Here is a 12,506-nt window from a genome sequence, read left to right on the forward strand (position 1 = left end):
CCGGCCAGCGAGGCCTGAAAAGCGCTGCGACGGAAGAAAAAAGGGGAGGACCAAGTCCTCCCCTTTTTTCAATTGGCTACATTCGGGCCAGAGCGCAGCTTGAGGGGGCCAACAGCGCCATCGGGCGAAAACGTCAGGAAGAGGGACGCGAAGCAGGGGGGACTGCGAGAAAGCGCCGCACAGCGGCAATGCAGTCTTCGGAAGGCCTTAGCAAGACATCCTCTTGGGTCGCGTTGACAGGCAACAGCGTTGCTGATGGCAAGAGGTCGGCCAGATTTACCTGATATTCCACGCTTGCAGGACCATCCCGCATGGGAGCCATGACCAGCGTTGGCGCCGAGACTTCAGCGAGCATTCCGTCGAGTTCGGCGCTCGATGCGTTGCCGCAGAACTGCAGCTTGCCTTCGCTTCGCGAGCGCTTCGGGGCAGGTGAAGGCAGGTGGTCGGGAGCGCCACAGATAACGATCGAGCGCACACGGTCCGGGAAAAGCGCGGCCGTTGCCAGAGCGTGTGATGCGGCGCTGCCGATGCCCATGAGATTGATTGAACCAATCCCGAACTCCCGCAGAAAGGCGACAAGATCATTGGCCATTGCTTCGAGCGTCTGCGTAAGAGGACGTTGGCTCCCGACCTGCGAGATTGACCGGAAACCCCCGGTGGATGATCCGGTGATCCCCCAGCCGATCCGACCATCGCTGCCAGGCGTCCACCGTGTCGGTGGGGCGATGCAGAATGAGGATGGACTCATCCTGGATGCGCGTCCTCGCGGAGACATGGATTTCGAACCAGGTCTTGTGCTGATCGCTTTCGATATAAGGCACGATCCGCGCCTCCCCCATTTTCTAATGTTTCGAGCCGTTGGAAAGGCCCGTCGTTCAGCAATATCAGCCGAACCAACTGGCAGATGCACCCGCTGGTTCGGCCCGGATCAGCTCAGACGAGAGCTCCTTCATCCTGCAGCTGCTTGATCTCGGCAGTAGTAAGACCGGCACGCGTGCTGAAGACTTCGTCATTGTGTTCGCCCAGCAACGGAGCGGCAAAGCGGGGCCCTACTGCCTGCGACGCAAACTGGAATGGGGGACCGTTGTAGAGGCTGTCTCCCATTTCAGCGTGCTGCAAATAGCGCCAGTGGTCGCGGTGCCGCATTTGCGGATCATCATCCACCAGGTCGCGGGCATTCTGCACAACGCCTGCCGGAACACCTTTCTCCTGAAGTTTGCCCATAAGCTCATATCCATCCCAGAGCGCTGTCTTTCGGGCGATGAGGCTATCGATTTCCGGAATATCCATGGCACGCCTCTCGAGCGTGCCCCAGCGGGCATAAGCGCCCAATGCAGGCTCGAGGATCTGACACAGATCGCGCCATTGCTGATCGCTGGAAATACTGATCGCGATCCAGCGGTCTTCCCCGGATGTGGGATACACGCCGCGAGGCGCATAACCCGCCAGAGCGTTCCCTGTGCGCCCGATCACTCGCTTGTTCGCCGAATATTCCATCACCGGAGTGGGGATAAGGCTGAGCATGGGTTCAGTCTGGGCCATGTCGATCTTTTGACCCATCCCGGTACGCCGCTTGTGCCGGAGCGCACACATGATCGCGAAGGCCGCATGGCAAGGATTGGGTACGTGGTCAGGGTAATTGGTCCCTGTCCCGGTTGGGCCGCGCTCGGGATAGCCGCTGTAGCCGAGGAACCCGGTCAGGGCGGCGATTGTGATGCCGTAGCCGAGCATCGAGCGATCTGGTCCCTCGTCCCCGTTCATGGACATGCCGATGTAGATGAGGCCAGGGTTGATTTCGCTCAGCGCGTCGAAGCCGACGCCCAGCTTCTCCATCGTTCCGGGGCGGAAGTTGTTAGCGACGACGTCGCAGTCGCGGATCAGATTATGCGCGATCTCGACGCCGCGCGGATCCTTCATGTTGATCGTGATGCTGCGCTTCGAACTGTTGCGATCGGCAAAATAGCCGCTTCGGTTCACCCCTGCGATGCCGCCAGCATAGGGCGCTGCGAGCCTTAGGCTGTCGAGCGATTTCGAGCTCTCGACCTTGATGACATCCGCGCCCAGGTCAGCCAGCAGTTTCGTGGTGTAGGAGCCGGCGCCGATCCAGCAGAAGTCCACGATCTTGACGCCGGAAAGAGGTAGGTCAGTCATGGCTTTGAACGTCCTGCAAATCTGTGAGGTCAGCAAGATTGCCGTATTCACCCAGGCCGGGCGCGGCAGTGCGCAGAGCCCAGGGCGAGACGCTGAACTTGTAGGGAGCGCCCGGCATAGCGACCGGACCGATCGCGCTGCCTGACGGGGCGGTGACGAAGTATTGGCGGTGCAGCAACTGCGGGTTGGTCAGCAGATCGACCGCCGTTGACATCGGGGCAATGGGGACACCCCATCGCTTCCCGCCCTGATAGAGCTGGTCCTTCGTCCGGGCCTTTGCGAAAGGGAGAAAGACCGCGCGGAAGGCTTCATCCGCGCCCGGCGCCAGATCGTTCCAATCCGGATCCGAAAAGAGCTCGCAGCCCGTCACCTCTTCGGAGGCCATCCATTTGGCAAAGCTGCCCCACATGGCTGTCTCGCCGATACCGCCAGCCAGCAGATAGACTTCGCCGTCGCTGCAAGGAAAAATCCCCGTGCCTGCGCGCGCACTTGAGGCGGAGCGCTTCCGCACCTTGCCTTCGAGCTGATATGTCTGCGCGGCATTTTCCAGAGCCATGACGATTGCCTCCTGGATGGAGACATCAATGATCTCGCCTTGACCGGTGGCCTCTGCCCGCAACACGGCGGCCAAGGAGGCAACTGCGGCGAACTGGTCGCCGGCGAGCAAGCCTTGCTCGCCAAAAGCCACGACAGGCGCGCTATCTGGGTAACCGGCCATGGTCAGAAGACCACCCATCGCCATCAGAGTGAGATCGTCACCCTTGTATCCAGAATAAGGGCCACTTGTGCCGTATGGGGTGATGCGCGTGCAGACCAATCCGGGGTTTGCGAGGCGCAGCGCCTCCAGATCAACATGGGCGGTCTGGGGATGGTCCGAGAGGATCAGGAGGTCAGCCCGAGACGCCGCAGTAAATAGGGCCTTTTGACCTTCCTCAGTCCCGAGGTCGGCCACCACACTGCGCTTATTGGCCGCAAAATAATTGAAGGGTAGGCTAGTGTCAGGCGACGGCTCGTTGGCCAGAAACGGCGCCTTGGCGCGCATCGGTGAGCCTTCAGCCGTTTCGACCAGCGTGACGGATGCGCCCATGTCGGCAAAGAGCTTGCCGCAATAAGCGCCGTAAAGGCCGGAGAGTTCGAGAACTCTCAGCCCTTCTAGTGCGATGGCCCCGCTCACAGTTCGAAGGGCCTTCCGTCGCGCAGGAGCTCGCGAGCGATCATCCAGCGGTGGACCTCAGAGGGGCCCTCCACGATGCGGAGCACGCGGACCTCTCTGGCCATGAATTCGAGGGGCAGTTCCTTGCTGACTCCCATGCCGCCGAACATCTGAATTGCGCGGTCGATGACCCGGGTCGCCATTTCCGTTGCCTGGACTTTGACCATGGCCGCGCCGCGACGGATCTCGGCGCGCTTGGAGCCTTCCTGAACCTGGTCGAGCTGCCATGCGAGGCGGTAAGTGAGCAACTTGACCATCTCGATTTCCTGGAAGCTGTCGGCAATCCACCACTGGATGGTTTGGCGATCGGCGAGTGGAGCGCCGAAGGTAACCCGCGCCTTGGCCTGCTCGATCATCATATCGAGCGCGCGCTGGGCGTAGCCGAGGCACCAGCAGGCGGTCTCCATGCGGCGAATTCCGAGACGGTTCTGCAAGGGAGCAAACGCCTGCCCGACCTCGCCGAGAACCTGGTCGTCACTCACGGTCACATCGTCAAAATTGACCGAATAGGCATGAAAATTCCCGCCGATCACGGAAAATTCCTGTGGGACGGTCACGCCTGGCGTATCACGATCAATCAGGAACGCAGTCATCCCGCCACGCGTGCCCTTGGACTGATCTGTCGACGCGATGACGATCATGAAATCGGCGGTCCTTGCACCGCTGATCCACATCTTCTCGCCGTTGAGCACCCAGGAGTCGCCCTGCCGTACAGCCTTGAGGCGGATTCCGGCGGCATCCGAGCCAGCGCCTGCCTCAGTCAGGGCGAGACAGGATTTCTTTTCGCCGGAGGCATAAGGGAGGAGGTATCGTTCGATCTGGTTGCCCTTGCAGGACTCTGCCAGGAAATGGAGGTTCGGGCTGTCGGGCGGCAGTGTGAATGGGGTGATCGAGTAAAACATCTGCTCGGTCACGACGCATTTGATGAGCGCGCCCATGCCATGGCCGCCGAAGCGTTCGGGAACGTCGATGCCCCAGAGGCCAAGCTCCTTGGACCGCTCCTTGAGTTTGGCCTCGACCTCATGGGGAATAAGCGGATCGCCACCCATCCCGCGGGCCGCTTCGCGCTCAATGACCATCCGCTCGAGCGGTATCAATTCGTCGGCAACGAAGCGCGCGGTGAGTTCGCCGATCATCCTTGCTTCGTCAGGTAAAGTGAAGTCCATGCCGTCCCAGCCTCTCTGCAGGTTCTGTCCGCTAATTTGCGGCAAGATTGGAGCGCACGGCCGCATCCTTCAATCGAAACACTTTCAGGGTAGTTGACTTTTAGTCACAGGTTGCGCACCCTTTCCCCAGATACAAGGACCCGCTCAAGGGCTTGAGTCGCTGAAAACAGGCGATTGTTGGAGAGGATTTTGGGTATGCGCATTCCGCCGCTGACTGCCCTTCGAACGTTCGAATGCGCGGGCCGAAAGCTGAGCTTCACGCAAGCAGCTTCGGAATTGAGTGTAACCCCCGGTGCTGTAAGCCGTCAAATTCGCGTGCTCGAAGATTTTCTATCGGTTCAGTTGTTTCACCGTGCAAACCGCGAAGTGGGTCTTACGAAGGAAGGAAAGGAATATCTGTCCAGAATAACGGACGCCTTTTCTTTGATAAAATCGGCTACAGATGATTTGATGGATGTTCCGGAGGGTGCGCCTCTTCGGGTTTCGACGTCTTCGACATTCACCTTGCGGTGGCTTATGCCGAGAATGAACTCATTCTATTCGAGAAATCCTAAAAACAACCTTCAGTTAAGTATGAATCTTGCGGCGGTCGATTTCCAGCGCGACGATCTGGATGCCACGATCAAGCTGGGTCACGAAAACACGCCCCAATCCGTGGTGCGCAAGCTGTTCGATGCTGATCTGGTCGCGGTCTGCAGTCCTCGACTGCTTGAACGGCACGGGGAGCTCAAGGAGATCGGCGACCTCGCGAAGCTCACTCTGCTTCATTCCACGGCTCGGCCAGGCAATTGGAGTCTCTGGCTAAATGCGGCTGGTATGCCGAACTTTACCAACCGGAACGTGATGTATTTCGAGAGTTCGAGTCTCGCCTACCAAGCTGCGGCAGAGGGTGTGGGCGTCGCCATTGCGCAACTGCCGCTGGTGCTGGACGATCTTGAATCCGGGCATCTGGTCATGCCGTTTCCGATCGTTGCACCTGATGACGAGGTCTACAACCTGATCTGGCCGGATCGCTCACCCCGCAATCCCAGCTTCCGCCCATTCCGGGACTGGATGCTCGATGAGGCGCAAAAGACCACCGCGCGTGTTGCTGAGGTGATCGCTGCTATCCAGCAGCGCCGTCAGGGTGGGGGCTTTGCCAGAGTTGCATGATCTCGTGTGACTTGGACTCAATCGAAGTGCCCAATTGTCGTTTGAAGATCCGGCGCCCGGTACCGCACAGTCATTGAAAATCCACAGCGAACCCACCACCCGAGCGTGGCGTTCGATCGAGAGAGGTCAGATCATGTCGTTGGCTGGTAAAATCGCCTTGGTGACGGGCGCGGGTAGGGGCTTGGGACGCGAGCACGCACTGGCGCTGGCTCAGGCCGGAGCTACCGTGATCGTCAATGATCTGGGCGGATCGAACACTGGCGATGGGCACGATACCCGCCCCGCTCAAGACGTCGTCGCGGAGATCGAGGCCTCCGGTGGTCGAGCATTCGCGGATACGCGCAGTGTATCGGATTGGGGCGCAGCCCACGCGATGGTCGCGGATGCTGTCGAGCGCTTCGGCGACTTGGATATTCTCGTCAACAATGCCGGCATCAACCGCGCGGGCCTCCTGGGCGACATCACCGAGGCTGACTGGGATCTGGCATCGGCGGTAAATTTTAAGGGCGTCACGGCGACGATGAATGCCGCTGCGGCGCACTGGCGGCGCTCTGGTCCCAAGGCGGGCCGCGCGATTATCAACACCGCGTCGCCAGCGGGTCTTCACCCGATGCCCTTTATCGCCCTCTACAGCGCGACCAAGGCCGCGGTTGCCTCTCTGACGGTCTCGGCGGCACAGGAGCTCGCGCCCCTTGGCGTGAAGGTGAACGGGCTGGCTCCGATGGCTCGCACCCGCATGCTCGATGGAGCTCCCCAGGAAATGATCGACATGATGGCTCCGCGGGAGGGCTTTGACCCCAACGCCCCGGAACATGTCGCGCAAGTGGTTGCTTTCCTCGCCAGCTCGCAATGCCCCTTCACGGGCAGGGTCTTCGGGGCCTGGGGCGGGGATCTCTTCTTGTTCGATGAGTGGGACGCTGCCCACCACGTCAGCAGCAACGGCAAGAAGTGGACAAGCGAGACGCTTGCTGCCGCAACTGCGTCCTTTCCGGTGCAGCAGCGTCGCTGGACTCTTTTCCCCGGTGGACGGATCGAGGGTGAGAACCCGCCCAGCGAGGCTTTGGCCGCGTTGAAAGGCGTCGTCGAGACCGTTTGAGTGACCGCGCGTGCGGCGAGGCTTGGGAAAGGGTTACCCCAATGAGTGCCATTGAAATTCCTACCGCACCGCGTCGTCCGGGCGACGGCGTGCGTCTTTTCGCTTTCACGGTCGGTCACGTCCACATGCCTGTCTCCTATTTCATCGATGGTGAAGAGGGAGAGATCAGGGCCCCTGTGACCGCATTTTTGATCGATCATCCCAAGGGGGCTGTGCTTTTCGACACCGGGCTCGGGCAGCGCTTCGTTCGACCGAGGGGGACGGCGCGGGAGAGCTTCATCGATCTGGAGGCAGGCGAAACGATCGATGAAAAGCTCAGGGCAATTGGGGTGGAGCCGGCGGAGATCCGGTGGATCATCGTCTCGCATTTCCATACCGACCATGCCGGCGGGAACGCCTATTTCCCGAACGCCACAATCGTGACCCAGGAGGCAGAGTACGACTACGCCTTCAACAATGCGGGGGAAGATCCGATCTATGAGATCGCTGAATACGATCTCGGGCAACCCTTTCTCAAGGTTCGCGGCGAACATGACCTGTTTGGGGACGGCACGATCATCATTTTCCCGACTCTCGGGCACACGCCTGGTCACCAGTCGGCCAAAATCCGCACTGATGGCGGCGATGTCGTTCTGACCGGCGATTGCTGCAGCCTCCAGCGGTCGCTCGACGAATTCAAATTGCCCGCAAGTTGCCACGATGCGGACCAGTTTCTGGCTTCCCTCAAGCATCTGGCCTCCCTCCGCGATCGCGGCGCGAAGGTTCTGCCGAGCCATGATCCGGTTTTCTGGGCTGACATGCCCTTATCAGTACCTCTGAGCTGACGTATGTTTGTAGCGCAAACCGAGGTGCTGGCACGCGCAATGCTAGCGAGGGATCGTGCGACAGAATGGCTCAAGGGTCAGGTCGCGGCTGACGGAAAACCTGGCGACAGCGAAGATCGCAATGGATGGATGCGCCTCCCCTGGGGGCTTGCAATCTGCGGAAGGTCAGAGATTGGCGCTGCCGCAGCGCGATGGGTCGAGATCAATCAGTTACAGCCGGGCGGCGCTTTCAAGCCATTTCCCCTGACCGGACAGGCCTATGTGGAGCAATACCCGCACTACTGGCTCGGAACTTTTGTCGTCGGCGCCTGGCTGGTAGGAAGGCAGGACCTGGCCCTGCGCTCGATGCGGTGGCTGGCCTCGGCGCAGAGCCCTTCTGGCGGAATGCCGATGTTGCTGCCCGGTGCCAATGGACAGCCGGTCGACGACATTCTCTCGACGGGGCAGGTTGGGCTGGCCGCGCTGGTTTGTGGCGCGCACGACGTCGCACATAAATGCGCTGACTGGATGATGCGGATCGCTGAGCAGAACGCTGCGGAAACGATGACGTTTTACGCCTGCATGCAGGGAGCTGACCTCTGTACGGAACCTGATCCTTCGGCAAATTGGGCCTCGGTGATCCGGTTCGATCAACCACGGCAGGCCTATTATCCACCGGGCATGGGCGCAGTCTTCCTCGCCAACTATGCTCGCATCCACGACCATCCGCAGGCTTTGCAGGCTGCGCGCCGGCTTCTCGCGTTCAATATGCGGGGGCATGAGGCTCAGTTTACGGATATCGCCTCGGTACAGGCTTGCAAGTTTGGCTGGGCGGTGGGTGAAATGCACCTGACTGATCCCGACGGGGGCTGGTACCTGTGGGTCGAACGTATGACGGAGTGGTTCATCCAGCGTCAGGCGCCTGATGGATCATGGGGACCATCACGCTTCTCTGACACAGAGCCTACCCTTGCCGACCGGATGATCAAGACGGCTGAACACGTGATGGAGCTCACGGTGCTGATGAGGGCACTGGCGTCCGAGCAGAACAGCAGTCGCTGAAGGCCAATTTTATATACCGTCTGCGAGCGCCTTGAAAAATGGATGGTCGCGGGACGGAGCGGAGCAGGATGAACATGAAAGAGTTCGATTACATCGTCGTGGGTTCCGGCTCGGGAGGTGGCGTGGTTGCCTCCAGGCTTTCCGAGGATCGCGATAGCTCGGTGCTGGTCCTCGAAGCGGGTGGATCGGACTGGAACTTCGTGTTCCACATGGGGATCGGTTTCTATCGCAACCGACCGGCCAACCTCAACTGGGGCTTCAAGTCGCAGCCTGAGCCACATCTCAACCGCCGTTCTGTCGACCTGCCGCAAGGACACCTTCTGGGTGGATCGTCCTCGATCAATGGCAAGATATACTCGCGCGGCAATCCCATTGACTATGACGAGTGGCGGCAAATGGGCTGTGAGGGCTGGTCATTTGCCGAAGTGCTCCCTTATTTCAAGAAGGCTGAAGGGAGCTGGCGCCCGTCAGGCCGCTACCACAGCGCCGAAGGCCCGCTCGCGACAACCCATGTCAATCCCGATGGCATGCTGCAGGAACCGCTTCTCGAGGCAGCCCGCAAGCTTGGCTATCCGATCGTCGATGATCTCGATGCCCAGCCGTTCGAGGGCATCTCGCGTATGTCCGACATCACGGTCAACCGCCGGGGGCGCCGCTCCAGCACAGCGCGGACCTACCTGCGCCCCGCGTTGAAGCGACCGAACCTAAAACTCGAACTCCATGCCCGAACGACGAAAATCATCATCGAAGGCGGGCGGGCTGTTGGCGTCGAGTTCGTTCAGGGCGGCGTCAAGAAGCAGGTCAGGGCCCGCAAGGAAGTTATTCTTTCAGCAGGGGTTTACAACACCGCCAGGCTCCTTCTGCTGTCTGGCATCGGGCCGGCCGATGAGCTGGCGCAGGTGGGTATCAAGGCGGTAGTGGATTCACCCGAGGTCGGTAAGAATATCGCTGACCATGCGGCCTTCATGATGGAAAACCTCACGAAGGAGCCAGTGACGCCACTCAAGCAACTGCGCTTTGATCGGGTTGTGCGAAATTTCCTTCAATGGGCGCTGTTTGGCAAGGGCCCGTTCGCTACCCAGCCGCTCAGCGGTCAGGGATTGATCAAGACCCAGGAAGGCCTCGAGCGGCCTGACATCCAGGTCTTTTTCAATCCGCTCCGCCGCGATGCGCAAATCTATGTTCCCGGCCTGTCCAAGAGGCAGGAGCACCGGATCGAGGCAGGGGTCGTTCTTCTGCGCCCCCACAGCAAGGGTACGCTGACGCTTGCCAGTGCCAATCCTGACGACATGCCTCGGATCCAGCTCAATCTCCTGTCGGACAAGCGTGACATCGATACGATGTTGAGAGCCGTGCGGCAGGTGCGAAAGATCTATCAGACCCAGCCCCTCAAAGGCCTGCTCAAGCAAGAGGTGTCGCCTGGAGTGAACGCCCAGAGCGACGAGGAACTGACCGAATATCTGCGACGTTCGCTTTATACGGTCAGGCATCCCGTCGGCAGTTGCCGGATGGGAAGTGACCCGCACTCGGTCGTGGACCCCCAATTGCGGGTGCGCGGCGTCGCGGGGCTGCGGATCGCGGACGCATCCGTTATTCCGGCAATCCCGGGCGGCAACACCAATGCCCCGGTTATCATGATAGGGGAAAAGGCCGCCGACCTTATCCGGGGTCGGACACCTCTCGCTCCTATCGTCGATTGATCAAAAGTCATCGATCCTGAAAATTTAGCGCTGAGTCCGGCAGTTGGTTTCCGGTAGCTTGTCGGGGAAGAATTCAGGATCATCCGGTCACGGTGCGGAGCATCAGGATTGGATCACGACCGGCGGTTAATAGCTAAGCCGCGATGCGTCGGCAGGTCCAGATTTTCGATCCATAATGTAAATCATAATTCGAGGATGTTGGTAGTAATGGCTGAAATGTGGCAAGATCGTCTGGATCATTTCAAAGAGATGGTTCGCGATGACATCGCGAAGGGTCTCTATTACGGTGCAGCTATTCGCGTTGGGCGTGGGGGCAAGCTCGTTTTCAGCGATACCGTCGGCAACAAGTATGCTGACGGCGGACAGGCGATCGAGCCCAATTCGGTGTTCTCGATCTTTTCGATGACCAAGGCCTTCACCAACATCCTCACGCTGCGCGCGATCGAGATGGGGCGCTTTGCTCTCACCACGCGAGTGTCCGACATCATCCCGGAATTTGCCGGCCCCCCGCGCGATCAGGCTACGTTCTATCACCTCCTGACCCATACGGCGGGCTGGCCTGGTCTCTGGGAGGTCCGCCCCGGCGGGTTGCAGGATCAGCTTGCCGAGGTGATCGACGAAATCTGCACCTACGTTCATGGCACGACCGAGCCGGGCATGCGCTGCAATTACCAGCCGCTGATCAATCACGCGCTGATGGGGGAGGCCCTGCGGCGCACAGATCCCAAGCAACGCTCGTTGCGTGACATCTTCCGCGAGGATCTTTTCGAACCCCTCAAGATGTTCGATACCGCCATGGGTGTCCGGAAGGATCTGCAGCCACGGCATATCGTGCCCGACATGCGCGGGACGCTGCCCGTCCAGACGCCCGGCCATACCAACAAAAGCCCCTATGGCATGTTCGAGGAAGAGTTCGCCGAGATGCCCCACGTGGGCTGCGTCTCCACTGCCGATGACATGTGGCGCTTCACGGAAATGCTGCGCGGTGGCGGCGTCCTCGACGGGGCCCGCATCCTGTCGCCGCGGACGCTCAAGCTGGCGAGCACCAACCAAACCGGTGATATGGAGAACGAACTGTATCGCTGGCTGGCGTTGTCGATGGGATGGAAGCCCTATCAGGCCTATCTGGGGCTCGGCTTCTCGCTGAAAGGACCGGCCACCATCTACAGCCAGTATGGTACGCTCACGAGCGAGGGCACGTTCGGAAACAACGGCGCCGGCAGCTCGATTTATTGGGTCGATCCTGTCGCCGATGCGACCTTCGTCTGCCTGACGGCAGGCGTCATGCACGAGGGCGCAAACATCCTGCGCTTCCAGCGCTATTCCGACACGATCGCGTCCGCGATGATCTGAGGGAGACGTGGCATGGTAAAATATGACTTCAGCGGAAAAGTCGCTGTCGTTACCGGCAGCGCCTCAGGAATTGGTCGCGCGATCGCCGAGAAGCTCGCCGGCGCCGGATGCACCGTCGCTCTTTGCGATCTCAACCTTGAAGGCGCCCGAGAAATCGCTGCGTCCATCACGCAGGAAGGCGGGAAGGCGCACGCCTATCAGATGGACGTTTCCAATGAGACCTCCGTCATTCAGGCTATAACTGCCCTGCGGAGCGAATTGGGTGGCCTTGATATCGCGATCAACAACGCGGGTATCGAAGCTGACACTGTGCCGCTTGCTGATCTGGATAGCGACAATTTCCGGAAGGTCTCCGCAGTCAATCTCAGTTCAGTGTTCTACTGCATGAAGGCCGAGATCCGGACCTTCCTTAACCAGTCGGTCAAGGGTGTGATCCTGAACACGGCGTCGATCTCGGGGATTATCGGCGGCTACAATCTGTCGGCCTACACCGCGACCAAGCACGGTGTCATCGGCATGACGAAGGCTGCAGCCGTCGATTACGGTGCGAAGGGCATTCGGATCAATGCCCTTTGCCCCGGGCTCGTCGATACCCCGTTTGTCGCAGCGCTCCCTCAGCCGATGATTGACCGATTGGTCTTTTCGATCCCGGCTGGAAGGCCGGCGCAGGCCTCCGAAATTGCGAATGCCGCGCTCTGGCTCTGCTCTGACGATGCCTCCTACGTCACCGGACACTCCATGGTTGTTGACGGCGCTGCATCCCTTGGAGCTGCTGGCACGAGGTTCGATGACCTGATCTGACAGGTCGGA

The 12,506-nt window shown here is 60.1% G+C and carries 11 protein-coding genes; 7 read left to right on the forward strand and 4 right to left on the reverse strand.

Translation table 11 applies throughout. The annotated features are described in order from the left end of the window. Positions 1-133: 133 nt before the first annotated feature. The 4 genes from SR3_RS31195 to SR3_RS08805 all read right to left on the reverse strand — a co-directional run bounded on the left by SR3_RS31195 (position 134) and on the right by SR3_RS08805 (position 4,500). Entirely contained in the window at positions 134-775 is a 642-nt protein-coding gene (locus SR3_RS31195; protein ID WP_157098726.1) for an alpha/beta fold hydrolase, read from the reverse strand. A 158-nt stretch (positions 776-933) separates the two neighbouring features. Continuing rightward, the gene (locus SR3_RS08795) at positions 934-2,151 is read right to left on the reverse strand and encodes a CaiB/BaiF CoA transferase family protein (protein WP_068083954.1); all 1,218 of its coding nucleotides are present in this window, start codon (positions 2,149-2,151) and stop codon (positions 934-936) included. Further along, on the reverse strand, positions 2,144-3,325 hold the full coding sequence (locus SR3_RS08800) for a CaiB/BaiF CoA transferase family protein (RefSeq protein WP_169805590.1): 1,182 nt from the start codon (positions 3,323-3,325) through the stop codon (positions 2,144-2,146). The genes SR3_RS08795 and SR3_RS08800 overlap by 8 nt, the downstream gene beginning before the upstream one ends. Then, complete coding sequence (locus SR3_RS08805) at positions 3,322-4,500, reverse strand: acyl-CoA dehydrogenase family protein (RefSeq protein ID WP_218018784.1); 1,179 nt, start codon at positions 4,498-4,500, stop codon at positions 3,322-3,324. Before SR3_RS08805 ends, SR3_RS08800 begins: the two co-directional genes overlap by 4 nt. A gap of 225 nt (positions 4,501-4,725) precedes the next feature. On the opposite strand from SR3_RS08805, the gene gcvA reads away from it, so the two are divergent. The 7 genes from gcvA (at position 4,726) to SR3_RS08840 (ending at position 12,497) form a co-directional block, all read left to right on the forward strand. Further along, on the forward strand, positions 4,726-5,682 hold the full coding sequence (gene gcvA, locus SR3_RS30510) for a transcriptional regulator GcvA (protein WP_157098727.1): 957 nt from the start codon (positions 4,726-4,728) through the stop codon (positions 5,680-5,682). 34 nt (positions 5,683-5,716) lie between these two features. Continuing rightward, positions 5,717-6,778: an SDR family NAD(P)-dependent oxidoreductase gene (locus tag SR3_RS08815; RefSeq protein WP_068083968.1), complete on the forward strand. Its 1,062-nt coding sequence runs from the start codon at positions 5,717-5,719 to the stop codon at positions 6,776-6,778. A gap of 41 nt (positions 6,779-6,819) precedes the next feature. Beyond that, on the forward strand, positions 6,820-7,602 hold the full coding sequence (locus tag SR3_RS08820) for an N-acyl homoserine lactonase family protein (protein ID WP_068083971.1): 783 nt from the start codon (positions 6,820-6,822) through the stop codon (positions 7,600-7,602). Positions 7,603-7,605: 3 nt separating this feature from the next. After that, a complete protein-coding gene (locus SR3_RS08825) occupies positions 7,606-8,643 on the forward strand; it encodes a hypothetical protein (protein WP_068083976.1) in 1,038 nt (345 codons plus the stop codon). A gap of 74 nt (positions 8,644-8,717) precedes the next feature. Next, a complete protein-coding gene (locus SR3_RS08830) occupies positions 8,718-10,343 on the forward strand; it encodes a GMC family oxidoreductase (RefSeq protein ID WP_068084191.1) in 1,626 nt (541 codons plus the stop codon). A 207-nt stretch (positions 10,344-10,550) separates the two neighbouring features. Next, on the forward strand, positions 10,551-11,696 hold the full coding sequence (locus SR3_RS08835) for a serine hydrolase domain-containing protein (protein ID WP_068083979.1): 1,146 nt from the start codon (positions 10,551-10,553) through the stop codon (positions 11,694-11,696). A gap of 12 nt (positions 11,697-11,708) precedes the next feature. Continuing rightward, positions 11,709-12,497 (forward strand): SDR family NAD(P)-dependent oxidoreductase, encoded by a 789-nt coding sequence (locus SR3_RS08840; protein WP_068083982.1) that lies wholly within the window; start codon positions 11,709-11,711, stop codon positions 12,495-12,497. The last annotated feature ends 9 nt before the right edge of the window (positions 12,498-12,506 follow it).

The organism is Novosphingobium rosa NBRC 15208, from assembly GCF_001598555.1.
GTDB lineage: Bacteria > Pseudomonadota > Alphaproteobacteria > Sphingomonadales > Sphingomonadaceae > Novosphingobium > Novosphingobium rosa.

Excerpts from the sequence above, each read along its gene's own strand:
- SR3_RS08825 (WP_068083976.1), top strand. The coding sequence starts at position 7,606 with ATGTTTGTAGCGCAAACCGAGGTGCTGGCACGCGCAATGCTAGCGAGG.
- gcvA (WP_157098727.1), top strand. The coding sequence starts at position 4,726 with ATGCGCATTCCGCCGCTGACTGCCCTTCGAACGTTCGAATGCGCGGGC.
- SR3_RS08840 (WP_068083982.1), top strand. The coding sequence starts at position 11,709 with ATGGTAAAATATGACTTCAGCGGAAAAGTCGCTGTCGTTACCGGCAGC.
- SR3_RS08805 (WP_218018784.1), bottom strand. The coding sequence starts at position 4,500 with ATGATCGGCGAACTCACCGCGCGCTTCGTTGCCGACGAATTGATACCG.
- SR3_RS31195 (WP_157098726.1), bottom strand. The coding sequence starts at position 775 with ATGTCTCCGCGAGGACGCGCATCCAGGATGAGTCCATCCTCATTCTGC.
- SR3_RS08830 (WP_068084191.1), top strand. The coding sequence starts at position 8,718 with ATGAAAGAGTTCGATTACATCGTCGTGGGTTCCGGCTCGGGAGGTGGC.
- SR3_RS08835 (WP_068083979.1), top strand. The coding sequence starts at position 10,551 with ATGGCTGAAATGTGGCAAGATCGTCTGGATCATTTCAAAGAGATGGTT.
- SR3_RS08820 (WP_068083971.1), top strand. The coding sequence starts at position 6,820 with ATGAGTGCCATTGAAATTCCTACCGCACCGCGTCGTCCGGGCGACGGC.
- SR3_RS08795 (WP_068083954.1), bottom strand. The coding sequence starts at position 2,151 with ATGACTGACCTACCTCTTTCCGGCGTCAAGATCGTGGACTTCTGCTGG.